Source organism: Myxococcus stipitatus DSM 14675 (assembly GCF_000331735.1).
Classification (GTDB): Bacteria; Myxococcota; Myxococcia; order Myxococcales; family Myxococcaceae; genus Myxococcus; species Myxococcus stipitatus.
In genome coordinates this window covers 3,616,276-3,640,218 of the sequence record NC_020126.1, presented here as the reverse complement: position 1 = coordinate 3,640,218, position 23,943 = coordinate 3,616,276, and the positions used below count along the sequence as shown (strand labels likewise).

At 70.2% G+C, this 23,943-nt stretch carries 17 protein-coding genes; 12 read left to right on the top strand and 5 right to left on the bottom strand.

Annotated features, from left to right (window positions below):
• Positions 1 to 38 precede the first annotated feature (38 nt).
• From MYSTI_RS14155 to MYSTI_RS14120, 8 genes are all read left to right on the top strand, one after another.
• Positions 39 to 1,256, top strand: coding sequence for a PEGA domain-containing protein (locus MYSTI_RS14155; RefSeq protein ID WP_015348444.1), 1,218 nt, complete (start codon positions 39 to 41; stop codon positions 1,254 to 1,256).
• A gap of 48 nt (positions 1,257 to 1,304) precedes the next feature.
• Entirely contained in the window at positions 1,305 to 3,791 is a 2,487-nt protein-coding gene (gene sppA, locus MYSTI_RS14150; protein WP_015348443.1) for a signal peptide peptidase SppA, read from the top strand.
• 262 nt (positions 3,792 to 4,053) lie between these two features.
• Positions 4,054 to 5,625: a transcription termination factor Rho gene (rho, locus tag MYSTI_RS14145; RefSeq protein ID WP_015348442.1), complete on the top strand. Its 1,572-nt coding sequence runs from the start codon at positions 4,054 to 4,056 to the stop codon at positions 5,623 to 5,625.
• A gap of 51 nt (positions 5,626 to 5,676) precedes the next feature.
• Positions 5,677 to 5,943 (top strand): hypothetical protein, encoded by a 267-nt coding sequence (locus tag MYSTI_RS14140; protein ID WP_015348441.1) that lies wholly within the window; start codon positions 5,677 to 5,679, stop codon positions 5,941 to 5,943.
• 1 nt (position 5,944) lies between these two features.
• Positions 5,945 to 7,837: a DUF4129 domain-containing protein gene (locus MYSTI_RS14135; RefSeq protein WP_015348440.1), complete on the top strand. Its 1,893-nt coding sequence runs from the start codon at positions 5,945 to 5,947 to the stop codon at positions 7,835 to 7,837.
• Positions 7,830 to 9,113 (top strand): DUF4350 domain-containing protein, encoded by a 1,284-nt coding sequence (locus MYSTI_RS14130; protein ID WP_015348439.1) that lies wholly within the window; start codon positions 7,830 to 7,832, stop codon positions 9,111 to 9,113. The genes MYSTI_RS14135 and MYSTI_RS14130 overlap by 8 nt, the downstream gene beginning before the upstream one ends.
• The gene (locus MYSTI_RS14125; RefSeq protein WP_015348438.1) at positions 9,110 to 10,108 is read left to right on the top strand and encodes an AAA family ATPase; all 999 of its coding nucleotides are present in this window, start codon (positions 9,110 to 9,112) and stop codon (positions 10,106 to 10,108) included. Before MYSTI_RS14130 ends, MYSTI_RS14125 begins: the two co-directional genes overlap by 4 nt.
• The gene (locus MYSTI_RS14120) at positions 10,105 to 11,412 is read left to right on the top strand and encodes a DUF58 domain-containing protein (protein WP_015348437.1); all 1,308 of its coding nucleotides are present in this window, start codon (positions 10,105 to 10,107) and stop codon (positions 11,410 to 11,412) included. Before MYSTI_RS14125 ends, MYSTI_RS14120 begins: the two co-directional genes overlap by 4 nt.
• On the opposite strand, the gene MYSTI_RS14115 is transcribed toward MYSTI_RS14120, so the two are convergent.
• Both MYSTI_RS14115 and MYSTI_RS14110 read right to left on the bottom strand, forming a co-directional pair.
• On the bottom strand, positions 11,390 to 11,854 hold the full coding sequence (locus MYSTI_RS14115) for an inorganic diphosphatase (protein ID WP_015348436.1): 465 nt from the start codon (positions 11,852 to 11,854) through the stop codon (positions 11,390 to 11,392). The two genes, MYSTI_RS14120 and MYSTI_RS14115, sit on opposite strands and share 23 nt — an antisense overlap.
• A gap of 21 nt (positions 11,855 to 11,875) precedes the next feature.
• A complete protein-coding gene (locus tag MYSTI_RS14110; protein ID WP_015348435.1) occupies positions 11,876 to 12,880 on the bottom strand; it encodes a stage II sporulation protein M in 1,005 nt (334 codons plus the stop codon).
• Between the two features lie 132 nt (positions 12,881 to 13,012).
• Between MYSTI_RS14110 and MYSTI_RS14105 the strand changes: the two genes are divergently transcribed.
• The gene (locus tag MYSTI_RS14105; RefSeq protein WP_233278267.1) at positions 13,013 to 14,467 is read left to right on the top strand and encodes a hypothetical protein; all 1,455 of its coding nucleotides are present in this window, start codon (positions 13,013 to 13,015) and stop codon (positions 14,465 to 14,467) included.
• 77 nt (positions 14,468 to 14,544) lie between these two features.
• Here the strand turns inward: MYSTI_RS14105 and MYSTI_RS14100 are convergent, their stop codons facing one another.
• On the bottom strand, positions 14,545 to 16,107 hold the full coding sequence (locus MYSTI_RS14100) for a bifunctional metallophosphatase/5'-nucleotidase (protein ID WP_015348433.1): 1,563 nt from the start codon (positions 16,105 to 16,107) through the stop codon (positions 14,545 to 14,547).
• A 222-nt stretch (positions 16,108 to 16,329) separates the two neighbouring features.
• Between MYSTI_RS14100 and MYSTI_RS14095 the strand changes: the two genes are divergently transcribed.
• A complete protein-coding gene (locus MYSTI_RS14095; RefSeq protein ID WP_052351006.1) occupies positions 16,330 to 17,619 on the top strand; it encodes a hypothetical protein in 1,290 nt (429 codons plus the stop codon).
• Between the two features lie 480 nt (positions 17,620 to 18,099).
• Here MYSTI_RS14095 and MYSTI_RS14090 read toward each other — a convergent pair whose 3' ends face one another.
• A complete protein-coding gene (locus MYSTI_RS14090; protein WP_015348431.1) occupies positions 18,100 to 21,231 on the bottom strand; it encodes a cyclic nucleotide-binding domain-containing protein in 3,132 nt (1,043 codons plus the stop codon).
• 191 nt (positions 21,232 to 21,422) lie between these two features.
• On the opposite strand from MYSTI_RS14090, the gene MYSTI_RS14085 reads away from it, so the two are divergent.
• A complete protein-coding gene (locus MYSTI_RS14085) occupies positions 21,423 to 22,220 on the top strand; it encodes an RDD family protein (protein WP_015348430.1) in 798 nt (265 codons plus the stop codon).
• A 7-nt stretch (positions 22,221 to 22,227) separates the two neighbouring features.
• On the opposite strand, the gene MYSTI_RS14080 is transcribed toward MYSTI_RS14085, so the two are convergent.
• Positions 22,228 to 22,746, bottom strand: a complete 519-nt coding sequence (locus tag MYSTI_RS14080) for an outer membrane beta-barrel protein (protein ID WP_015348429.1) — start codon at positions 22,744 to 22,746, stop codon at positions 22,228 to 22,230.
• Positions 22,747 to 22,847: 101 nt separating this feature from the next.
• Here MYSTI_RS14080 and MYSTI_RS14075 point away from each other — a divergent pair, with 101 nt between their 5' ends.
• The gene (locus MYSTI_RS14075; RefSeq protein WP_015348428.1) at positions 22,848 to 23,909 is read left to right on the top strand and encodes a tetratricopeptide repeat protein; all 1,062 of its coding nucleotides are present in this window, start codon (positions 22,848 to 22,850) and stop codon (positions 23,907 to 23,909) included.
• The last annotated feature ends 34 nt before the right edge of the window (positions 23,910 to 23,943 follow it).

The following is a 23,943-nucleotide window of genomic DNA, read 5'->3' as shown; positions in this document are numbered from 1 at the left end:
TTTCGCCCGCTCGCGTCGCTCGTGTCAAAGGTGTCCTCATGAGAGCCCTCGTCCTCGCCCTGCTTCCCTCGCTCGCTCTGGCCGCATCCCCCAACTCGGCGCGGCGTGCCTCCAGCCTTCTCATCCCCATGGACCAGGCCTCCGAGGCCACCAGTGTCCAGATGGAAGGCCACATGAACGAGGCGCTGGCGAACTTCTCGGGCTTCTCCGTGCGCAAGGCCGAGGACCTCTTCGGCCTTCCCGGAGACCCCACCGCCCAGAGCGCGCTCGAGCGGGCGCGCAAGGGCTACTCGGAGAGCGCCGCCGCCTTCGACAAGAAGGAGTACGACGACGCCGAGTCCAAGGTGCGCGCCACCCTGAAGGAGCTCCAGGGGGCCCCGGCGGCCATGCGCGGCTGCTCGCCCCTGTGTGAGTCGCTGGCGCTGTACGCCGCGCTGCTGCACCTGCGAGGGGACGTGGAGGAGGCCAAGCTGGTCCTCATCGACCTCATCGCCGTCTCGCCCACCTTCGAGCTCAACCCCAAGCGCTTCAGCCGGGACTTCATCGCCCTGCGAGTGCAGGTGGCCACCGGCCGCACCTCCCAGCTCCGGGGCAGCGCCACGGTGAAGTCGCGTCCCGCGGGCGCGCGCGTCTACGTGGACGGAGACCTGGTGGGCCACACGCCGGTGACGGTGCCCACGCTGACGGTGGGCAAGCACCTCTTGCGCGTGGAGCGCCCGGGCTTCCGCCAGTACGGGCAGCTCATGGAGGTGACGCCGGACGACGTGGAGGTGAGCACGGAGCTGGTGCCCACCGCCGCGTACAAGGCCTACGACGCGCAGCTGGACCGGGTGGCGAGCGAGGTCTCCCGCGCCATTCCCCAGGCCAACGGGGCCTCGGCGATGGGCAAGTCGCTGGGCCTGGACCGGGCCATGGTGGGCACGGTGAAGACGGCGAGCTCCGGCGAGGGCTCCGAGCTCATCCTGGGCTACTACGACCTGCGCAACGGCAAGAAGCTGGCGGGCCGCCGCATGGTGCTCCAGGGCGACGAGTTCGGTCAGCTCAAGTCGGAGATGGAGCGCATCGTCAACCAGCTCATCAACGTCAGCGAGGGCGGCACGGAGAAGGTGGTGCGCAGCTCGGACCCGCTCGACAACCGGGGCGGCACCGAGGACTGGGGCGCCGAGGACCGGGGTGGCCGCACCCGCGCCCAGGAGAAGAAGAAGAAGCCGGGAGACGACCCGCTCGAAGGGGTGTCCGGAACCGAGGACTGGTGACAGACGGCGCTTGTCCCCGGGCGGGCTCGGCCTAGAGTCCCGGGGCGTATGCGCCTGCTCGCCCTCCTGCTGCTCCCGTCGCTCGCGCTCGCCCAGACGAGCTCCATCGTCCAGGCCCCCCTGCCGTCCCGGGGGATGACGCTGCCCCCCACGGGCGCGGCGTTGGTGGACGAGGCCACGGCCCTCTCGCTCAACCCCGCGGGGCTGGGCTTTGTTGAATCCGGGCAGTTGTTCTACCTGCACGAGCGCAACCTGGAGCGCGACAGCCTGGGCGACGGCGTCTTCCTGGGCGCGCGGGTGCTGGGCCTGGGTGTGGGCGCCTCCATGGAGTGGATGCGCGGGCGGCACGAGCCCCACTACCGCCGCACCTCGCTGGGCCTGTCGCTGGGCACGCCCACGCTGCGGCTGGGCGGCGCCTGGCACGGCTTCAGCTCCAACGACAGCGACGACGTCGACGCGCTGGACACCTTCGATGTGGGCGTCACGGCGCGGCCCGTGCGCGCGCTGTCGGTGGCGGCGGTGGTCAAGGACCTCAACGCCCCGAGGGAAGGCGGCCTCAAGGTCCAGCGCAAGTACGACCTGGGCCTGGGCCTGCGCCCGCTGGGTGAGCGCTACACGTTGGGCGTGGACTGGCTCTTCTCCGAGGGCGCCTTCCGCCAGGGACAGGCCACGTACACGCTCCAGGCGGAGGTGATTCCAGGCGTGAGGCTGGGCGCGGGTGTGTCGCACGGCTTCGTCAGCGGCGTGCCGCTGGCGCTTCAAGTCGCGGCCACGCTGGACACCAGCCACCTGGGCGTCACGTACGCGCTGGGCGGTGGAGAGGACGGGACGGACCACGTCCTGGGTGTGCGCCTGTCGATGGAGAACTACCGCTCCCTGCGCCCGTCCGGCGGCGTGGTGACGATGCTGGACTTGAACGACATGCTCAGCGGCGGCGGCAGCGTGCTCATGACGATTCTGGGCGTGAGCGAGGCGGACCCGTTCTTGAGGCTGTCGCGGTGGCTGGACCTGGCCACCCAGGACGAGCGGCTGACGGGCGTGGTGCTGAAGATGGAGGGCCTGCCCGGCGTGGACTGGGGCAAGGCGGAGGAGCTGCGCCAGGCGGTGCTGCGGCTGCGCGCCTCCGGCAAGCGGGTGATGGCGGTGCTGATGTCGGTGGATGACATGGGCTACTTCGTCGCGTCCGCCGCGGACCGCATCTACTCGGTGCCCGAGTCCTTCCTGCACATCAACGGCCTGGCCGCCCACCTCCAGACGTTCGGCGGGACGATGGAGAAGCTGGGCGTGACGTGGGACGTGGCGCGCGTGGGCAAGTACAAGACGGCGCCCGAGCAGCTCACGCTCACCGAGCCCAGCGAGGCCTCGCGCGAGGCGGTGGGGGCGTACCTGGACAACGAGGTGGCCTGGTACGAGCGCGCCGTCACGGAGGCGCGCAAGGTGCCCGTGGAGAAGCTGCACGAGCTGTGGGCGGAGGGCCTCCCCACCGCGGCGAAGGCGCAGTCGCTGGGCTTCATCGACGGCGTCATCACGCCCTCGGAGCTGGACGCGAAGGTGCGGGAGCTGGTGCCGCGAGGCCACTTCAACGCGGCATACAACCCTCGGGACGAGCGCGAGGAGCGCTGGGGCCGCCGCCGCCGCATCGCCGTGGTGCCGGTGCTGGGCACCATCGCCGGAGGCGCCAGCCGCGAGGACCCGCTGGGCTTCAGCCAGATTGCCGGCGCGGAGACGGTGGTGCGCGCGCTGGAGTCGGCGAAGTCGGACCCGTCCGTGGTCGCCATCGTGCTGCGCGTGGACTCGGGCGGCGGCGAGGTGCTGGCGTCGTACCTGATGTACGAGGCGGTGCTGGCCGCGGCGAAGGAGAAGCCCGTCATCGCGTCGATGGGGGACGTGGCGGCGTCGGGTGGCTACTACGCCGCCATCGGCGCGACGGAGGTGATGGCGCTGCCCACGACGGTGACGGGCAGCATCGGCGTCTTCTACTTCAAGCCCGCGCTCAAGGGCCTGCTGGAGGACAAGCTGGGCATGCACCAGGAGACGCTCTCGCGCTCGCCCATGGCGGACGTCTTCGACAACTGGCGGCCCTGGACGCCGGAGCAGCAGACCGCCGTGCAGAAGTGGGTGGACGCGTCCTACGACAGCTTCATCACCGACGTCGCCCGCGCGCGGAAGCTGGACAAGGCCCAGGTGGACACCGTGGCGCGAGGCCGCGTGTGGAGCGGCAACGACGCGCTCGCGCGTGGGCTGGTGGACAAGCTGGGAGGCCTGATGGACGCGGTGGCGTCCGCTCGCCAACACGCGAGTGTCCCAGCCTCCGAGGAGCTGGACCTGGTGCTGATGGGTGAAGCCCGAGGCCTGTTCTCCGGCATGAGCGGAGAGCCGGGCGTGCGAGCGGCCCTCGCGCTGCTGCCAGGCGGCACCGCCTCCGAGCCCCTCCCCTCCGCGGTGAAGTCCCTGGCGCGCGAGCTGGGCGTCAACCTGGAGCTGATGCGCCCGGGAATGAAGGCCCAGGTGCCGTTCCAGCTCATCGTCCGCTGAGAAGGCGCGAACGGGCGGACGCGAGGTCCGCCCGCCAACACCGCTCGAAAAAACCGGGAGCGCGCCGGGCGTCCTCTGTTAGTGTTGCTCTTGCACCCCGGTCGGCTTTGGGCCACCAGGGCGCTTCAGGGACCGGCGGTTCGGCCTTTGCGTGTTTGGCGGGCCCCGCGTCCGGCTCCCTGTCCCACAGCCTGAGTCACCTGCGTCCCCCCGCCCTCCCCTCGGGACGGCCCGTGAGGGACGCACACGGTCTGGAAACCCCATGAGCGAAAACTCCGATAACCGCGACCCACGTGATGCCCCTCCGATGCCCGCGGCGGCCCGTCCCGTCCCTCCTCCGGAGGCCGATGACGACGGCGGCGACGATGGCGACGACGAGGGCGGCGACGAGGGAGACATCGCGGGCGGTGCCGCAGCGTCCGGTGGCGCCCCGGGAGGGCAGCCCGGGCAGGCAGGTGGCCGCCGCCGCCGCCGCCGTCGTCGTCGTCGTGGCGCGCAGGTGCTCTTCACGCCGGAGGGCCAGGCGTACCGCATGCAGCCCGGCGCCGACGGTCAGCAGGTCCAGGTCTTCCTGACGCCGCAGGAGTTGGAGCAGTACAAGCAGCGGCTGGCGCAGCAGCAGGCCCAGCAACAGCAGCCCCAGCAGCAGCAGCAACAGCAGCAGGGCCACGGCGGCGGACAGCCGCATCAGCGCCAGCACCACGGCGGCCAGCAGAACCCGCAGGCGCAGCAGTCCAACCTGGCGCCCGTGGAGGGCGTGCTGGACACGGAGGCCAAGGGCCCCAACGCGTTCCTGCGCCAGGTGAAGCGCAACCTGCTGGCGGCGCCGGACGACCCGGAGCTGCCCAAGAACCTGGTGCAGAAGCTGCGGCTGCGGCAGGGCCAGTACCTGACGGCCTTCGCGCAGATGCGCGGCCACAAGGGCATCATCCAGAAGGTCGACACGGTGGACGGCCGCCCGCTGGAGGGCGCGCCCCGGCTGCCCCACTTCGCGGACCTGACGTCGGTGGACCCCACCGAGCGGCTCAAGCTGGAGTGTGGCCACAAGGAGATGGTGACGCGGGTGCTGGACCTCATCTCGCCCATCGGCAAGGGGCAGCGCGCGCTCATCGTCGCGCCGCCCAAGACGGGCAAGACCATCATGCTCCAGCGCATCGCGCAGGCGGTCATCTCCAACCACCCGGAGGCGCACGTCATGGTGCTGCTCATCGACGAGCGGCCCGAGGAAGTGACGGACATGCGCCGCAGCATCAAGGCGGAGGTGCTCGCGTCCAGCTCGGACCGGCCCACCGCGGACCACCTCAAGGTGGCGGAGCTGGCCCTGGAGCGTGCCCGCCGACTGGTGGAGGCCGGCAAGGACGTGGTCATCCTGCTGGACTCGATCACGCGTCTGGCGCGCGCCTACAACAAGGAGATCGACAACTCGGGCCGCACCATGTCCGGCGGCGTGGACAGCCGCGCGCTGGAGCGCCCCAAGCGCATCTTCGGCGCCGCGCGCGCCACGGAAGAGGCGGGCTCGCTGACCATCATCGGCACGGCGCTCATCGACACCGGCAGCCGCATGGACGAGGTCATCTTCGAGGAGTTCAAGGGCACGGGTAACTCCGAAGTCACCTTGGACCGCCTCCTCGCGGAGAAGCGCGTGTTCCCCGCGGTGAACATCGCCCAGTCCGGCACGCGCAAGGAGGAGAAGCTCTTCACCCTGCGCGAGTACGAGAAGGTGAAGAAGCTGCGGCAGATGCTCTTCTCGGTGAAGCCGGTGGAGGCCATGGAAGCGCTCGTCAAGCGGCTCTCCCGGTACACCTACAACGACGAGTTCCTCGACGAGTTGTAGGCCGTCTCCAGGGGGTGGTGTGGCGGGCCCGGCTTTGCGTAAGGTGGCGTCATGATTCAGGGCTCGGGCCGCTGCCACTACCACCCGGAGCGCGCGGGCGTCGGCGTCTGCGTGGAGTGCCGGCGGGTCATCTGCCGCGAGTGCACCACGCAGTTCGAGGGCATCAACCGCTGCGCGAGCTGTCTGGGCCAGCGCCTCAAGGCGCTGGAGGGCCCCGGTGAGCGACGGGACTGGACGGTGGGCAACGTGATGCTGGCGGTGGTGGGGTTCGGGCTCGTCTGGGGCGGCGTCTACCTGTTGGCCCAGGCGGCGAGCTGACATGGCGGTCTCCGCGCTCGAGCTGCGTCCCCGCAACGGCATCGCGCTGATGGATGCCGCGCTGCACCTGTGTGCTCGGAGCACGGGCGTGTGGGCGCTCACGCTCCCGGGGGGCGCCGCCGTCATCGGCGCCATGATGTACCTGGTGGAAGCCGTGCGGATGGGCAAGCCCCTGCTGGTGCCCTCGCTCCTCTTCACGCTGGCGTGGTTCCTCCGGGGCGCGAGCCAGGGCGCCGCCTGCCACCACGTGCAGGCGCTGCTGCTGGAAGGTCAGGGCGAGCCCCAGGTCTGGACCTCCGTGAAGGCCGCGCTGGGGCGACTGCCCTCACTCTTCTTCGCGGTGGGCTATCTGTTCGGCCTCCAGGCCCTGCTGCTGCTGCTGACGCTCGGGCTGGGCTTCCTGCTGCTCTCGGCGCAGAGCGTGAGCTTCGCGGCGGTGATGCAGGGGCGAGGCAAGCTCTGGCGGCTGTATGACCAGTGCTCGCGGCTGCTCGGGCCCGCCCGGGGCACCGCGATGGCGGTGCGGTTCCTGATGGGCGTGCAGGTGCTGGTCTTCTTCAACCTGCACATCGCGCTCAACTTCGCGCTGATGCTGACGCGCAAGCTGGTGGGCATCGACCTGACGTTCGCGGAGCGCTTCGCCTCGCTGGACAACGTGCAGTGGGTGCTGTTCCTCGTGGCCCTGACGTTCGCCCTCTTCGAGCCTGTCCGCGCCGCGACCTCCACCCTGCTGCTGGTGGACGGACGGGTGCGCTCGGAGGGGCTCGACCTGCTGGCCTCCGTGCAGCAACTGCCGGAGCGGAACAAGGCCAGACCGCCCGGGGTGCGTGGCGCCGCGGTGCTCGCGGTGGTGTTGGGCCTGGGCTTGCTCGTCCCCACTCCCGCGCGCGCGGAAGACGAGGTGGAGCCGCGCGCGCCCGTCACCTCCGCGCGCGATGCGTCCCAGCGGCTGAGCAAGGTGTCCAGCGCCTGTGAAGGCCCCGCTCCCGAGAAGGACGAGCGCTTCGCGCGCATGGCGGAGCTGAGCACGGCCGAGCGCGGCAAGCTGGACCGGCTGGTGCGCGCCGTGGAGCGCCAGGCCTACGACGACGAGGACTGCGACTCCGCGCTGCTCACCCTCGAGCAGGGGCTGACGCAGGCGACGGGGACGCTGGAGGCGCAGACTCACGCGAACGCGAGGGCCGCGGCCGACCGGGCACGCGACATCCTGGCGCGGCCGGAGTTCGCGGTGGCCCCTCCCCGCGCCGACGACGCGGAGGAGCCCTCGGCGCCGCCGCAGATGAGCTGGTGGACGCAGTTCACCACGTGGCTGGCCAAGCTCCTCGAGGACCTCTTCGAGCGGGATACGCCCTCCACGCCTCCGCAGGCGCTCCCGTCTCCGGGCCTCGTCAGCGGCGGACAGCTGGCGGATGCGCTCGTGGTGGTGCTGGTCGGGCTCACCGTGGCGGTGCTCGGCGCGGTGCTGTGGCGCGCGCTGCGCAAGGTGCGGCCGACGGATGAGGGCTCGGGGCTGGACGTGTCCACCCTGGACGCCGCGACGCTCGCCAGAGACCCGGCCCATGCGCTGTCCCGACCGCCCGAGGGCTGGGCGCAGCTGGCGGATGAGCTGGCCGCGCGAGGCAACTACCGTGAGGCGGTGCGAGGGCTCTACCTGGCGCTGCTGTCCCGACTGCACCGCGATGGCGACATCCTGTACGACGTGACGCTGTCCAACTGGGACTACCTGCGCCAGTTCAAGGGCCGCTCGGAATGGAAGCCTCGCTTCCGCGAACTGACGCTGCGCTTCGACTTCGCCTGGTACGGCAATACCCCTGTCACCAGCACGGGCTACCAGGAGTTCCGCGCGCTCACCGCCCCCATGCTGTCGGCGGCGCCGGAGGCCCCCGGTGCGTGACCGCTTCCCCTTGTTGGTGGTGGGCGGCCTGGTGCTCACCGTCGTGCTGGCCTCGCAGCTGGTGAAGGGCGCGCGCCGAGGCGAGTTCGCCGACACGCTGTCCACCTACCGCGCGCAGGAGGACGGCGCGCGCGCGCTGTTCCTGCTGGCCGAGGAGAGTGGCCTGCCGGTGACTCGCCGCATGGCGGACATGCGTGTCCCCAGCACCGGCGACGCGACGCTGGTGCTGCTGGGCGTGGAGGTCGAGGACTCGCGAGAGGACGACCTGGAGCAGACGCAGCTCGCCGCGGAGCCGGATGCGGGGCTGGACGACGAGCACACGCCCAGGACGGGCTTCAATACGTTCCGCGCCGCCCACGTGGACAACCTCGAGGTGACGGAGTTGCTCACGCGGGTCGCCGCGGGGGGCTCGGTGGTCTACGTGCCCTGGGGCTCTCGGGAGAATCCGCTGCTGGATGCCCTGGGGGTGAAGCTCACCAAGGCGGACACGACGCTGCCCATGCGCACGCTGGTGCCTCCCCTCTCCACGCCGTACACGCTGGGCGTGGAGCGCGTGGAGGTGAAGGTGCAGGCGTATCTGGAGCTGCCCGGGACGGCGGTTCCGGTGCTGGAGGATGAGCGGCTGGGCCGCATGGTGGCCGCGGTCATCCCCCACGGACAGGGCCGCGTGCTGGTGGTGGGCGCGCCGGAGCTGGCCATGAACGTGGCGCTGGCGCGCGCGGACAATGCGCAGTTCTGGCTCTCCGCGCTGGCGGCGCTGGGCTCCGGCCCCTACGAGTTCGACGAGTTCCACCACGGCTTCACCAACGAGCGCTCGGTGGTGGACTTCGCGCGCCGCTACGGCCTGCACTTCGCGGTGCTCCAGCTCCTCGCGGGCGTGGCGCTGTGGTCCGTGGCGCTCAAGCGCTTCGGCCGGCCTCGGCCGCCCCTCGAGTCCGCGCGCGTGGGCGCCACCGACGCGCTGTTCGCCATGGCGCGGCTGTACCGCGAAGGCCGGCACCATGGCTTCGCCGCGAAGCTGCTGTCCAAGGGCCTCACGCAGGAGCTGGCCCTCCACGCGGGACTGCCCGCGCACGCGTCGCCCGGCGTGGTCTCCGAGGCCCTCGAGGAGCGCGGACGCCAGGACCTGGCCCGCGGCCTGGACGACATGACGGCGCGCGCCGAGTCGGCCACCAGCGACAACGACCTTCAGCAGCTCGCCGCCCACGCGGCGAGTCTCCGCCAGAGCATCCACCCCGCCGGGAAGCCCCGGCGCAGCCCTCCTGGAACACCATGAACGCGACAACCCCCGCCTCCCCTCTCGCCCCGAGCGGCTCCGCCGTGAAGGCCGCCCACGCCATTCGCGAGGGCGTGTTGTCCGAGGTGCGCAAGGCCGTCGTGGGCCAGGACGAGGTGCTGGAGCTGATGCTCTGCGGCCTCATCGCGGGAGGCCACGTGCTGCTGGAGGGCGTGCCCGGCGTGGCCAAGACGCTGATGGCCAAGGCGCTGGCGCGAAGCATCGGCTCCGACTTCAAGCGCATCCAGTTCACCCCGGACCTGATGCCCGCGGACATCCTGGGCACCAGCATCTTCGACCTCAAGACGCAGGCCTTCGTGTTGGTGCGAGGCCCCATCTTCACGGACCTGCTCCTCGCGGATGAAATCAACCGCGCGCCCGCCAAGACGCAGTCCGCGCTGCTGGAGGCCATGCAGGAGCGCGGCGTGTCTCTGGAGGGACGCCACCAGCCGCTGTCGCCGCTCTTCACGGTGTTCGCCACGCAGAACCCGGTGGAGTCGGAGGGCACGTATCCCCTGCCCGAGGCGCAGCTGGACCGCTTCCTCCTGAAGATTGACGTGGGCTATCCCGCGCCGGAGGAGGAGGACGCGATTCTCGCCTCCGTGCACCGGGGCTTCGACGCGGGAGACCTGACGCGCGCCGGAGTGGGCGCGGCGGTGACGAAGGACGGGCTGCTCGCCGCGCGCGCCGCGCTCAACGAGGTCAACGTGGAGACGCCGGTCCTCGCGTACATCCGCAAGCTGGTGGCGGCGACGCGCACGTCCAGCCGCATCCGCCTGGGCGCGGGGCCTCGCGCGGGCGTGCACCTGCTCCTGGCCTCCAAGGCCCTGGCGGCACTGCGCGGGCGCGACTTCGTCACCCCGGATGACGTGCGCTTCCTCGCGGGTCCCGTGCTCAAGCACCGCCTGCTGCTGTCGCCGGACGCGGAGCTGGACGGGGCCACGGCCTCGGATGTCCTGCGCGAGGTGGTGCAGGCTGTCGAGGTCCCCCGGTGATTCCCACCGGGCGCCTCTGGGCCCTGTTCGCGCTCCTGGCGATTCCCATGATGGCCGCGGGGTTCTTCCCGGGCCTGGGCGGAGCCGTGCTGGTCCTCGACGTGCTGGCGCTGCTGCTGGCCCTGGTGGACTTCCTCGTCGCGCGTTCGGCGCGGCTGGAGGTCCGTCGCGTGCTGCCCCAGCGCCTCAACGTGGGCGTGCCCAACAAGGTGGAGCTGCGCGTGGTGCACCGGGGTGGCCACCCGGTGCACGTGCAGCTGAAGGACGGCGTGCCCGAGTCCTTCACCGCGAAGCCGGACGAGGCGCCCCTGGAGCTGCCACCCGACAGCGAGACGCGCTGGGTGTACCGCGTGACGCCGTCCAAGCGAGGCCGCTTCGACTTCGGCGCCGTGTACGCGCGCGTCCGAGGTCCGTTGGGCCTGGTGTTCCACGAGCGGGAGTTCCCCGCCGCGCAAGCCATCTCCGTGTACCCGGACCTGCGAGGCGCCAACCGGCTCCTGTTGTCCGGAGCCACGCTGGACCTGGTGAACCTGGGCCTGCGCCAGCTGCGCCGCGACGGACGAGGCAGTGAGTTCGCCCGCCTGCGCGACTACGCCCAGGGCGACAGCGCCCGAGACGTGGACTGGAAGGCCACGGCCCGTCGAGGCAAGCCCGTGACGCGCGTGCTGGAGTCGGAGCGCTCGCAGTCCATCCTCATCTGCGTCGACGCGGGGCGCTCGATGGCGGCGCAGGTGGACGGGCTCACCAAGCTGGACCACGCGGTGAACGCCGCGCTCTTCCTGGCCTTCGTCGCCGTGCGCAATGGGGACCGCGTGGGCCTGGCCGTCTTCGCCGATGGCGTGAAGACCTACCTGCCGCCCGCAGCGGGCCGAGGCCAGTACCGGAAGATGGTGGACGCGCTCTACTCCACCACGCCCAGCCTCACGTACGTGGACTACCTGGCCCTCTTCAAGGAGCTCAACGTCCGCCTGCACCGGCGAAGCCTGCTGTGCGTCTTCACCGACTTCCTGGACGAGGAGCAGGCCGCCACCCTGGTCGCCCCGCTCCACCGCCTGGCGCGCCGCCACGTGCCGCTCTGCTTGTCGGTGAAGGACACCGCGCTCCAGAAGCTGCTGCGGACGCCTCCGCCCGGGCCCGAGGAGTCCTTCCAACACGCCGTCGCCTCGGAGCTGCTCATGGACCGCGAGCAGCTCAAGGCGCGGGTGAGCCAGGGCGGCGTGCAGATGCTCGACGTGCAGCCCGACGACCTGAGCCTCGCGGCCGTCAATCGCTACCTCGACATCAAGGCGCGGGGCGTACTGTAGCCTCGGCGGCGCGCGGCACCGGCAGCCATCCGGTGAAGCGCGTGTCCGTCGAGTTTCCGCGCACCAGGTGCAGGCCGCGCTTGAAGAACGCGTAGACGCGGAAGAAGGCCTCCAGTCCCGCGCGCTCGAGGCCGCTCATGGGCTGGGCGGCGCAAATCACCTTCGGGTCCGGCATCCCCGAGTCGACGAAGCCCAGCACCGCCACCACCTCCACGCGGACACACTGTCCTCGCGACAGCCGCGAGCCCAGCACCACCGCGTCGAGGGGGTCTCCATCCCCCGACATGAGGCCCGGGATGCTGCCGTAGTTGTAGGGGCACGGCACGGGCGACACGAAGTCCACCGAGCCATCCGCGCGCCGCTTCACGAACGAGAAGCGCGGGCACTCGATGAGGACCTCGGGTGCGTGAGGCAGCGGAGGGAGGAGCGGCGACTCGGACACGCGTCCCCGTGTAGCACACCGTCAGGCGACAGGACGCGAGTCCTCCGGCGCCCCACCCCTCAGCCAGTCGGACAGCAGGTAGGAGTACACGCCCGAGCCCACCACGAGCGCGAACGTCACCTTGAAGGCCACCGACAGCTTGGGCGGGTGGATCTGCGACACCGTCCCCTCGATGAAGCCCGCGAGCACGAACAGCGCGAGCGTCCCGAACAGCAGCCTCACCGCCGTCACCGCCTCGACGCGCAGCGCCTGCCGCCGCTGGAGCCCCTTGGGGGCCACCATCGCGCGGGCGATGACCAGGCCCGCCGCGCCCGCGATGCAGATGGCCGTGATTTCGGGAATGCCGTGCGGGAGGATCCAGGCCCAGAACCAACCGGCCAGGCCCTTGGCCGCATACACCTGCGCCAGCGCCCCCAGGAACAGGCCGTTGACGAAGAGCATCACCGCGGTGCCCAGCCCCATCGTCGCGCCCAACGCGAAGGCCAGGAAGGCCACCTGGATGTTGTGCGTGAAGAGGAAGGACGAGAACTGGGCCTGCTGGGACACCGTCATGTCCTGGTCCACCGCCTCCTCGGCCGCGCGCCTCGTCGGGTCCAGGTCCAGGTGCTCCGCCGGCACCAGGTAGGGGGCGGCGTCCGGGTCCACCAGCATGCCCAGGTAGCCAAAGCCCGCGCCCGCCAGGAGGAGCAGCAGCGCCGCCACGTACATGCGCCACTCGCGGCGGAAGAGGGCGGGGAAGCCTCGCGACACGAAGCTCCACACGTCCGCCATCCTCGGGCGACGTCCTGGATAGGTGAGCGCATAGGCGCGGCCCACCAGGTCATTCAGGTACGCGCTCACGTCCGCGGAGCCACTGCGCGCGCGGACCCACAGCAAGTCACTCGACACGGAGCGGTACAGCTTCCCCAACGCCCGGGCGTCGTCGAGGCTCAGCCCGCGCAAGCCCTGGACCTCGGACTGGTCCAGCAGCTTCTGGAGCTTCTCCCAGTGGGGTCGCCGCGCCTCGATGAACTCCGCCATCTCCATGTCGACACTCTAGCCCAGGAGGGCCACACCCCCACCCTGCCCTACGGCCGACAGTTATGGGAAAACACGGAAATGACGTGTCGGTGGGTGTTCCTGGGATGGGTCTTGGCCTTGCTGTCGGGGTGCACCTCCATGCGAGCGCTCTGTCCCATGGAGGGCGGTGGCACCTGGGTGGAAGTCCGCAGCCCGCACTTCACCATCCGGACCGACCTGGACGTGGAGTCCGCCGAGAGCGCCGCTGGCGAGCTGGAGATGCTGCGCCAGGGCCTGCTCCAGGCCTGGGGCGGAGGCTTCGACCCGCCGGGCACGGTGGACGTCATCATCCTGCGCAACCGCGAGGAGCTGTCCGAGTTCACCAATGTCCGCATCGAGGGCTTCTCCGCCACCACGTCCGACGGCCCGCTGCTGGTGATGGCGGGCAACAGCTACGCGCTCAGCCGGGAGGCGGTGGACAAGTCCACGCAGGCCCACGAGCTGACGCACTACCTCTCGCAGTTCGCCATGGTGCGCCAGCCGCGCTGGCTGTCGGAAGGACTGGCCTCGTATCTGGAGACCATCACCCTCAAGCCCGAGCGGCGCGAGGTGGTGCTCGGCGCGCTCCACTGGCCCTTCCTGGACTCCGTGCAGCGCAATGGCTGGCGCTCGCTGGAGGAGCTGTGGGACTGGGATGACCGCCAGCAGATGAGCAGCGCGGAGTCCCGCCAGTACTACGCCTCCGCGTGGCTGTGGGTGCACTTCGTCATCAGCCAGCACTCCGAACGCTTCGGGCGCTTCCAGCACCGCCTCATGCGCGGCGAGGAGCCGAGGAGGGCCTGGGAGGTGTCGTTCCGAGGCGCGACGGACCTGGCCGGGAAGATTCACGCCTACGCGTTCGGCGGCAGGAACGCGCGCTACCCCGTCGTCACCGCGCCGCTCATGCCCGTGCCGAGCGACTTCCGCACCCGCCCCTTGGAGCCCGCGGAGGTGCATGGGGTGCGAACCCAGCTCATCCTCATGACCCCGGGCCCCGCGCCCGCCGAGGTGCGGATGGAGAAGGCCGAGTGGGAGATGGCGCAGGCGCTCAAGGAGGACCCGGGCAACCTCACCGTGGCGCTCCTGCGCATCCGCTCCCTGGGAGACCCGGCCCAACAACTCCAAGCGGCGCAGGCCCTGGTGGCGAGGAGCCCCGAGAGTGGCCTTGCGTGGAACGCACTCGCGCAGGCCCTGGACTTCGCGGGGGATGCCACCGAGGCGCAGGAAGCCGCGCGCCTGCGCGCCGTGGAGCTCATCCCCGACCACGTGGGCGCGCAGAATGGACTGGCCCGCTACTACGCGCGCACGGCGCAGCCCGAGAAGGGACTGGCGGCGGCGCAGCGGGCGCTCGCGCTGGCGCCGGGCAACGCGGGCGTGCTCGACACGTACTCCACCATCCTCTTCCAGCTCGGCCGGTGCCAGGACGCCCTGACCACCCAGCAGCTCGCCGTGGAGATGCTGTACGAGGGCACGCCGGAGCGGCTGCGCCAGACGATGAATGACACGCTCGCGCGCTACGAGGCGGTCTGCGGCGCCTCGACGGGCACCGCGGGCGCACCCGGCGGAGGCGAGTAGTCACCTGAAACGACGAAGCGCCGGCGAGCCCGGGAAGGGGGCTGGCCGGCGCCTCGGTGCCACGCGGAGGGCGTGGGTTACTTCAGCTGCTTCTCCAGCGGCTTCTTCTCGGTGGTCTCGAGCTGCTTGGTCCAGTCCACCACCGGCGTCTGCCACGCCATGCCCGTCTCGGTGGGCTCGGGAGCGACCTTCTCGAACTCGAAGCCGTCACCGCCGAAGTACAGGTACTCCACCGTGGCGACCGAGTACTCCTTCGCCGGGTCCAGCGCCTTGCCCTTGGCGTCCTTGAACTTGCCCTTCCCGGCGGCCGTGAAGCCCGCGAAGAGCGCCTTGGGGTTGGCCAGCTGCTTGGCGAGGTCCTCACCCTTGAGCTTCACGACGAGCAGCGAGTTCTCGAACGGCATCACCGAGTAGACGCTGCCGCGAGTCACCGGGCCCGCCGGCAGGTCGCCGCGGATGCCACCCTGGTTGAGGATGGCCGCGTCCGTGCCGAGCGAGTTGCGCACCGCGCCCACGACCCACTTCGCCATCAGCGGCGAGGCCTGGGGGATGCCCGACTTGGTGAAGCCGATCTGCTGGCCCAGCGCCTCGTCCAGCTGCGCCTTCCACTTGGCGATCAGCTGCGCCGTCTCGGCGTCGGGCGTGCCGCCCGCGACGTCGACGAACTTGCCCTCGGCGCCGGTGACCTTCTCACCCGCGGGCTTGGACGCGTCGAACGTGAGCTGCGTGCGCAGGTACTTGGAGAAGCCGCGGTCCAGCGAGGCGAAGATGACGCCGTTCTCCTTGGCGTAGACCTGCTGCGGGCAGCGGCCGCCCGCCACGAGCGTGAGCTTCCACTCGGGGTGCTTGGCCACGACGGGCTGCAGCTCCGTGACGCACGTGTCGGCGACCACGACCACCGCGTCGGCGCCGGCCTTGCGGGCCTCGGGGATGGCGCTGGAGAGCGCATCCTCATAGCCGGTGACCTCGAGACCGTCGGCGCGGCCGGCCATCGCCGTGCGCACCGTCTTCTCCGCGGCGAGGCCCACCACGCCAATCTTCAGGCCGCGGCGCTCGAACACCTGGAACGCGGGGAGGGACAGGTCGCCCGCGGTGGCGGGGTCCTTCACGCGCAGGTTGGCGGCGAGGTACGGGAAGCCGCCCGTCGTGCGGTTGCTGAGGAAGGCCTCCTTGCCGAACGCCAGCTCATGGTTGCCCATGGCGGAGGCGGCATAGCCCATGCGGCCCATGACCTCGGCGGTGGGCGCGCCCAGGAAGAAGGACGACAGCGCGGGGCCGTTGCCGTGGTCGCCCGTCGCCAGCGCGAGGGTCCCGGAGTCGGCGCAGGTCGGCTGGCCGTCCTTCACCGGACCGGGGCAGTGCTTCTCGGTGTTCACCCACTGGCCCAGCAGCTGGGCGGCGCCGCCCTTGCCTTCATCAGAGGGCAGGAGCTGACCGAACGTTCCACCAGTGACCAACAACGTCACTTCGCTCGGCACCGCGGGCTTCGCGGGCGCGGCGGGGGGCTGCTCCGAAGCAGGGGCCGCGGGGGGAGGACTGCTCTTCTCGCAGCCTGCCAAAGCGCCGAGCGCGAGGACCAGCACGCCCGAAAGGCGGGACTGGCGGGAGGGACGGAAGCGATAGAAGGAGGTCGGGTTCACAGTTGCGCCGTTTAGCACAACTCGAGACGTGGTATTGTAGCTGCCGTGCCGGATGACTTGGCCCCTAAGGGCCTACCCTCACCCCGAGGCGAGCACCCACCAGACGCCGCGAGCGAGCCGCAGTCCCTCGGTCGGATGTCTGCCCTGCATTTCTGGGAAGAACTGCAAAAGGGTGCCTCACATTATCAAGAGCATGGTTCCACGCGAGGCCCCCCAGGCCGAGTGCGCCAGTTCTTCCATGGCCTGAGCCTGCCGATTCACATCGCCCGGGTGTTGCTCGCCGACCCGACGGCGCGGCGGCGGTACGTGCGAGTCGGCATCCTTCAGACGGTCGCGGCGCTGGCGTTGGCCCTGTCGTGCATGGGCTCGGCGAAGAAGGCGGCCAGCGCGGTGGAGAGCCCGGTCTCCGAGGAGGACATCGCGGCCGAGGTGCAGGAAGCACTTCGTGAGGTGGGCATCCAGGAGCCGGTGCTGGAGGCGCCAGCGGCCCAGGAGCCAGCGGCTCAGGAACCGGCGGTCGAGGCCGCCAGGGACCGGGAGTTCGAGCGGCGGCTGCGCGACGTCGAGGCCGCGGCAGAAGGCGTGGATGGGGGCCCCTCTCTTCCGACGGCCATCGCCGCGTTGGTGGCCACGGCCACCGCGAACAGTGGCGCTGGCAAGGTCACGGTGACGAAGCAGGACGACGGCACCATGAAGGTGGAGCGGGCGCCGGAGCCTCCGTCTCCGAAGAAGAAGCGTCGCGGCAAGGAGAAGGAGGAGGAGACGGGGGAGCTGACGTACAAGGGCTTCTCGCTGACAGCCATCTCGTTCTGGGTCGCGCTGCTGGGCGCGCTGCAGATTGCGCAGTGGGTCATCATCGCGCTCTCGCGCGACTACCATGACGCCATCGCGCGAGAAGCCGCCCTGCTCACGCGAGTCGACCCCGATGACGAGGCCATCCAGCCTCGCGTCCGGGTGAATGTGCCGTGGATGCGCAAGAAGGTGCGGCGGCGGGTGCGCGCGATGTTCCTCTTCGCGGCGGGCGTGCCGGCGGCCCTGTTGTTGGCGCTGCCCTTCCGATGGGTCGGGATGGGCAGTGAGGCGTTCACCGCCATCACCTCGCTGTGGGGTATGTGGTGGCTGCTCGTGTTCACGGCGGCCAAGAGTGGACAGGCCTGGGATGCGCGGGAGGGGCAGCGCCCACCGTGGTTCCTGCGGGCGTGGACCTGGCTGACGACCCGAGTGCCCGGTTTCAGGTGGGGGATGTTCAAGCGCTATGGGGAGATGTGGAACCAGCGCACGAAGGAGGTCTTCGAGCCGGTGGCGACCGTGGAGCGGCATCCGTGGGCCTACGCGGGGCTCGCGCTCGCGCGCTTCATCGGCTCGTTCGCGCCGCTGCGCTTCTTCATGCGGCCGCTCATCCCCGTCGCGTCCGCGCACATCCTCCGCGAAGAGCGGATGAAGTTCGGGCCACCGCGACCTGATGCGGTCAGTGAGTCGCGGCCCGCCGTCAATACACCCGTGAGCGACTAGCAGTAGAGCGCCGCTGGGACATCAACACGAGAAGGCACGAGCGGCGCGAGCATCACCGCCGCTCGTGCAGCGCAACCTCGTCAGCGAGTGAGCCCGAGGGGAGTTGGCGCGCCTGCTCGCGAAGGGCTGTGCCGCTCGAGCATCACCGCCGCTCGTGCAGCGCAACCTCATCAGCGAGTGATACCGAGGAGAGTTGGCGCGCCTGCTCGCGAAGGGCCGTGCCGCTCGAGCATCACCGCCGCCCGTGCAGCGCAACCTCATCAGCGAGTGAGCCCGAGGGGAGTTGGCGCGCCTGCTCGCGAAGGGCCGTGCCGCACGTGCATCACCACCATGTGGACATCCCCAGCAACCCGCGAGGAGCCGAGACGAAGAAGGCTCACGCGCCCGCCAAGAGACGCGCGGCCCAGGCATCACCGCTGCCTCGGATTGCGATGGAGCCCGAAGCCACCAGGCTCACATGCCCACAGCACCGCGCCCCGCTCAGGCGTCTCCGCCGCGCGTGCGCCGCTGCGACGTCGTCGGCTCGGGTGCATCCGGAACCGGCCCGGTGGGGAGCGGAGGCGCGACGGGAGGCTGCGGCGCGGTCATCTCCAGCCGCTCGCCCGTCTCTCGTGAGTCCGGCAGCGCGATGAGAGCCTGGAGCTGGAGGCTCACCGCGCGGAAGAAGCCCGTGAGCAACTCGGGTCTGTCGGCCAGGAGGTCCAGGAAGTCGCGCCGGTCGATGATGAGCACGCGCGTATCCACCGCGGCCACCATGTCCGTGGGACGCGGCGCCCCATCGAGCAGGCTCACCTCGCCAAAGGCCTGCTTGCCCTGGAAGCGCAGCACGTGCTCGCCATCGTGGAACGCATCGATGGCACCATCGACGATGACGTAGAGCGCGTCACCCGGGTCGCCCTGGGCGTAGATGCGCTCACCCGCCCGGAAGAAGCCCTCGCGCGCCACCGCGGCGATGGCCGCGATGTCATCCACGTCGCTCTGGGAGAAGACGCTCACGCCCTCCAAGGCGAACATCCGTTGGACAATGCGGTCGCTCAACTCACCCTCCTGCGGGAGCACATCCAGCCCGTTCACCCGAGCAACCTGGCGAGCACACGCGCGCAGCACCACGTCCTCGCTCTGCACCAGCGCCGCCAACCTGCGCCACAGCCGCCCCGAGGCTCCCAGCGGCAGCTCCCGGTGATGCGCCTCCACCTGCTCCATCACCAACTCCCGGTCCTCTTCCGAGAGCAGGTTGTCCAACAACTCCAGCGCCAACGCGCGCCGCCGCGCATCCTGTCCCACCAGGTTGTAGTGGATGCCGCGCATGCGCTGCGACGAGTCCAGCAACCCCAGCAGGAAGAACGACAGCTCGAGCGCCTGGTCCAACCGGTCGCCCACCGCGCGAGTGAGCAGCGAGCCATCCCCCAGCGCCGCCCGGACGTCGCGATACGCCCCCACCAACGAGCGATAGACGTCCCGTCGGCGGATCAACGCATCCCGCACACGGTCCACGTCCACGGGATGCTCGGGGTGCTCATCGCGAAGCCGTGAGAGCTGGGCACCGATGCGGAAGTGCAGCGACGCATCATCCCGCACATTCGAGAACAGCAGCGCATCCAGCGCCGCCGGAGTCCCAATCCCTCGCAGCACCCGAGGCAGCTGCAGCCGCATCGCCAGCGGAGCCCGCCGGTTGTTGAGCTGCTCCTCCACCAGCGGCGTCACCGCGTCGCCCAGCGCCACCAGGGCCTCGCGCGTCGTCTTGCGCTCCTCGCGCCAGGTGAGGAACGGCAGCAGACGCGGAGCCAGCTCCACGTAACCACCCTCCCCCACCGCGGCCAGCGCCACGCGCCGCACGGTTCCGTCACTGTCCTCGAGATAGCGAGCCAACGGCCCCGTGAAGCGCGAATCCTGGAGCCGCCCCAGGAGCTTCGCCACCTCACGCCGCTCCATCACGGGGGCACCTTCCCCGCGCGCGAGCAACTCCTCGAGCGAGGCCAGCGCCACCGCGCTGCCCGTCGACTTCACCAGCGCGCCGATGGCCGCGCACCGAAGCCCGATGTCCGGATGATTGAGGAGCGCCGGCAGGAGACGCTCGGCCCGCTCCGGCGACAGTCGCGCCAGCGCCCAGACCGCCTGGTCCCGAGGACGCCGAGGCCCTTCCTCCACCAGCCGCTCCAGCACCGGCGCCAGCTCCCGCGCGTCCAGCTCCAGCGCCAGCGCGACCCCGCGCTCCAGCACACGCTCATGCGGGTGGCGCAGCAGCGCGGGCAGGTGCGGCCGCAGCGACACCTGGGCCTGCTCCATCAAGTCCACCGCGCGCAGCACCCGGTCCGGAACGGGCGCGGACAAGGCCTCGGCCAGCAGGCGTTGATCCTCCTCGCCCTCCAGGGCCACCGCCTCTTCTTCGTGCGCGCCCACCTGCTCGCCCAGCGCCGCCACGTAGGCGGGCTTGAGCCGCACGAGCAGCCCCACCAGCGCCGCGCACATGCCCACCACCGCCAGCGCCATCGTCTCGCCCGTGGCCGCGCGCCCGGCGCCGATGAGCAGCAGACCCGCCACCACCACGCCGCCCTTGCGGAGCAGTCCGTCCACCGCGGCGCGAAGGCCCTCGCGCTGCCCGTCCGGCACCGCCGCGTAGAGCAGCTGGATGCCCACCGGAAGGATGGAGTAGTTCACCGCGGTCTCGAGCAACCGCAGCAGGTGCAAGGGCCACAGGCTGGGAGTGATGAGCGATGCGGCCGCCAACGGCACGATGACCAGGGGCACCAGCGCCACGTAGCCCAGCAGCCCCAGCCGCTTGAGCAACCGCTGGGTCAGCAACAGCTGGAACGCCACGCAGAACAGGCCGATGTAGAGCTGCAGCGAGCCGAAGAGCGCGGCCATCGCGTCCTCGCTCATCGTGCCTTCCAGGCGCAGGCGGAACAGGTAGTCCACGAACGCCGACAGCACCGCGAAGGAGATTCCCAGCGCCGCGAGCACCTGCGCGTAGGGGCTCGTCGCCAGGTAGCTGAACGCCATGAACGACGCCGGCGCGGAGCGGCCCTGGGGCGCGGAAGGGGGCGGCTCGCCTCGGTACAGGTGGTGGAAGATGGCCCCCGCGGCCAGCAACCCCAGCGCGCCGCTGACCACCATGGCGGGAGTCCCGAGCCGCTCGGCCAACCGCTGCACGAGCAACCCGCCCACCATGCCTCCGCCCATGGCGAAGCCATTGAGGGCCGTGAAGGCCTTGCGAGCCTCCCGCGCATCGAAGGCCGCGGACATCCGCGCCCAGAACCGGAAGGACACGAACGTGGAGAACGTGTCGACGAACAGGTACAGGCCCAGCGCCGGCGTGCGGTAGCCCGCCGACAACGCCAACGCGAATCCCAGCGTGAGCACTCCGCCCACACCCGTCAGCACTCCCGGCGACTCCAGCGGAGAGTTCGGCTTGGAGCGCGGCAACAACGTGAGCGCCGCGGTGATGAGCGCCCCCAGGAGGTACAGGTAGGGCATCGCCTGCGACTCGAAGCGCGACAGCACCAGCGCGTTGGCCGCCGACTTCAGTTGCGTCACACCCGCGATGAGCGCGAACTGAAAGGCAGCCGCCGGCCACAGTCGGCGGTTCCAGGATGAGGAGTCGGAGGGGGACACGGTGCGCGAGGGACGGAGTGGCTACCCCACCACCCCGATAGCCATGAATACCACAGTCGCCCCTGGGACCGCCCCCCTTCCACCACCGCCTCCCAGCAGGTGTTCAGCCCGAAGCGAACAGGGGGTGCCTCCCGCCCATCCCCACCAAGCCCCCGTCCGCTGCCAGACGCGGCTACACTGCGCCGGTGACGATGGCCCCCGAAACACTGCTGGACGGCACCCACACGGTGCTCACCCCCGAGTACGTGGAGTTCCGCTTCACCCTCGCGGGCCTGTACTCCCGGTTCCTCGCCTGGCTGGTGGACTCGGCCATCGTCCTGGCCCTCAGCATGATGGCCCTGCTGGGGCTCAGCCTCACCATGATGGCCTTCCCGGGAATCGCCAGCGCCCTGGGCATCGTCGTCTACTTCCTGGTGGATTGGGGCTACGGCATCGCCCTGGAGACCGCCTGGAGCGGCCAGACGGTGGGCAAGCGGCTGCTCTCCCTGCGTGTCATCCAGGAGAGCGGCGTGCGCATCGGCTTCTACCACGCCGCCCTGCGCAACCTGGTGCGTCCCGTGGACCGGCTGCCGTTCCTCTACCTGGTGGGCGGGGTGGCGGCCATGGCCTCCGGCTCGCAGCAGCGGCTGGGAGACATGCTGGCCGGCACCATCGTCGTGCGAGAGCGGAAGCTGAAGGTGCCGTCCGCCCTCAGCGCCACGGGCGAGGAAGGACTGCTCGCGGATCCGCTCTTCGTCTCGCGCGTGAAGCGGCTGTCGACGGAGGAGCGAGAGGTGGTGCTCACCGCCGCCCTGCGCCGCGAGGAGCTGCGGATGGACGCACGCCTGCGCCTGTTCGCCGCGCTGGGCACCCGGCTCCAGGACGCCCTGGCCATGGAGAAGCCGGCGCACCTCTCCGATGAGAAGTGGACCCTGCTGGTCGCCGCGGCCCTGCTGCCCCCCAAGGCCGCGCGCGGCACCCGGCCACCGCGCGCCCAGGCCCTGGGGTGAGTGCCGCCTAGAAGTAGGCCGCCATTCCCGCCGACACGGTGATGGAGTTCTGCGTCTTCTCGTTCAGCGCGATGTAGATGTTGTACTGCGCCCGCAGGCCCGCGCTCACGGAGTCGGACAGGAAGAAGTCCAGGCCCGCGTTGGGACCGATGCCCACGAAGTTGCTCGTCGCGGCCTTGAACACGATGAGGTAGCTGAGGTCCGCGCCGACATAGGGCCGGATGGACTCTTCCATCAGCAGGTAGCGCAGGCCCAGCGACGGGGCCAGGCCGACGACGCGCTTCTTGTCGTTGCTCGTGTTGTCGCGTGGGAAGGCAATCTTCGAGTAGGACACCACCTCGAAGCCGTTCTCGATGTAGAGGCTGGCATCGATGCCCACGAAGAACGCGTTGTCCAACCCATTGGTGTTGTTGAAGTCCATGTAACCCAGCGACAATCCGAGGCTGCGATTGGCGAACTGGGCATGAGCCGGAGCCGCCCCGAGCAAAGCCAGGGCGAACGTGAGGGTGCAGAGCAGGGTACGCATGGGCACCCACTCTAACCGGTGCAACCCTTGGAAATCAGCCCGGATTGAGGCCCCGCCCAGCCGTTGCACGAGAGGGGGCGCTCTCCTACACTCGACTGGCCATGCGTCTTGCTCGTCTTGCCTCCGCGCTTTCCTGGGTGTGCGTGCTTCCGCTCGCCGCCTGCCTGACCACCCCGCCGCCCCATGAGCGCGCGCTCATCAACAATGAGCTGTGCGTCCAGGAAATCGCCAACCAGGACCTGGTCCGCGCGGATGTCTATTGCGACCTGGGCCTGGAGTTCTCCCCTCAGTACGCGGACTTGTGGGCCAACAAGGGCCTCATCGCCATGTACGCGGGCCGCAAGGAAGACGCCAAGAAGCACTTCATCAAGGCCCTGCGCTTCAACCAGGAGCACCTGCAGGCCTACCAGAACCTGGGCAGCCTCTATAACGAAGAAGGCGCCTACGGGAAGGCACACGACAACTTCCGGCGCGCCCTGAAGGTGAACCCGGACAACATCGATACGCGCAACAACCTCGCGTACACCCTGATGAAGATGGGCAAGTACGAGGAGGCCAAGAAGGAGCTGCGCACCATCCTCGCCGTCAACCCCAACCTGGCGGAGGCCCATCACACCCTGGGCATCATCGCCTACGGGGAGGAGCAGTACGAAGACGCCGCCGAGCACATGGCCCAGGCCACCGCCCTCAACCCGAACTTCGCCGATGCCTGGCATGACTACGGCACCACGCTGATGGAGCTGGGCCGGTTCGCCGACGCCCGCGAGGCCTTCGGCAACTGCCTGCAGATCAACCCCAAGGCGACCAGTTGCACCAACAACCTGGCCCTGGCCCAGCGCAAGGCGGTCCTCACCGACAAGGCCTTCAAGGAGATCAAGGACACCCAGCAGGCGGAGAACTCCGCCCCGGCCCTCTTCATGCTGGCCCGCCAGTTCCGCGAGAAAGGGCTTCTGGCGGAGGAGGAGGCCACTTATCGGAAGTGCGTGAAGCTCGACGGCAAGTTCGCCCCCTGCCACTACGGCCTCTTCGAACTCTACCAGGAGGCCAACAAACACGAGCACGCGGGGGTGGCCTGCAAGAACTTCTTGAAGTATGCGACCTCGGAAGAGTTCCCCACCGAGTATCAGTCGTGCGAGAAGTACATGAGCAACGCGACGTTCTGATGTCCCGTGGTCCCCTGTCTCCACTGTTCCCTCG

Bases quoted from the DNA above. Each gene is read 5' to 3' on its own strand.
- MYSTI_RS14155 (WP_015348444.1), top strand. From the start codon at position 39: ATGAGAGCCCTCGTCCTCGCCCTGCTTCCCTCGCTCGCTCTGGCCGCA.
- sppA (WP_015348443.1), top strand. From the start codon at position 1,305: ATGCGCCTGCTCGCCCTCCTGCTGCTCCCGTCGCTCGCGCTCGCCCAG.
- rho (WP_015348442.1), top strand. From the start codon at position 4,054: ATGAGCGAAAACTCCGATAACCGCGACCCACGTGATGCCCCTCCGATG.
- MYSTI_RS14140 (WP_015348441.1), top strand. From the start codon at position 5,677: ATGATTCAGGGCTCGGGCCGCTGCCACTACCACCCGGAGCGCGCGGGC.
- MYSTI_RS14135 (WP_015348440.1), top strand. From the start codon at position 5,945: ATGGCGGTCTCCGCGCTCGAGCTGCGTCCCCGCAACGGCATCGCGCTG.
- MYSTI_RS14125 (WP_015348438.1), top strand. From the start codon at position 9,110: ATGAACGCGACAACCCCCGCCTCCCCTCTCGCCCCGAGCGGCTCCGCC.
- MYSTI_RS14110 (WP_015348435.1), bottom strand. From the start codon at position 12,880: ATGGAGATGGCGGAGTTCATCGAGGCGCGGCGACCCCACTGGGAGAAG.
- MYSTI_RS14105 (WP_233278267.1), top strand. From the start codon at position 13,013: ATGCGAGCGCTCTGTCCCATGGAGGGCGGTGGCACCTGGGTGGAAGTC.
- MYSTI_RS14085 (WP_015348430.1), top strand. From the start codon at position 21,423: ATGGCCCCCGAAACACTGCTGGACGGCACCCACACGGTGCTCACCCCC.
- MYSTI_RS14080 (WP_015348429.1), bottom strand. From the start codon at position 22,746: ATGCGTACCCTGCTCTGCACCCTCACGTTCGCCCTGGCTTTGCTCGGG.
- MYSTI_RS14075 (WP_015348428.1), top strand. From the start codon at position 22,848: ATGCGTCTTGCTCGTCTTGCCTCCGCGCTTTCCTGGGTGTGCGTGCTT.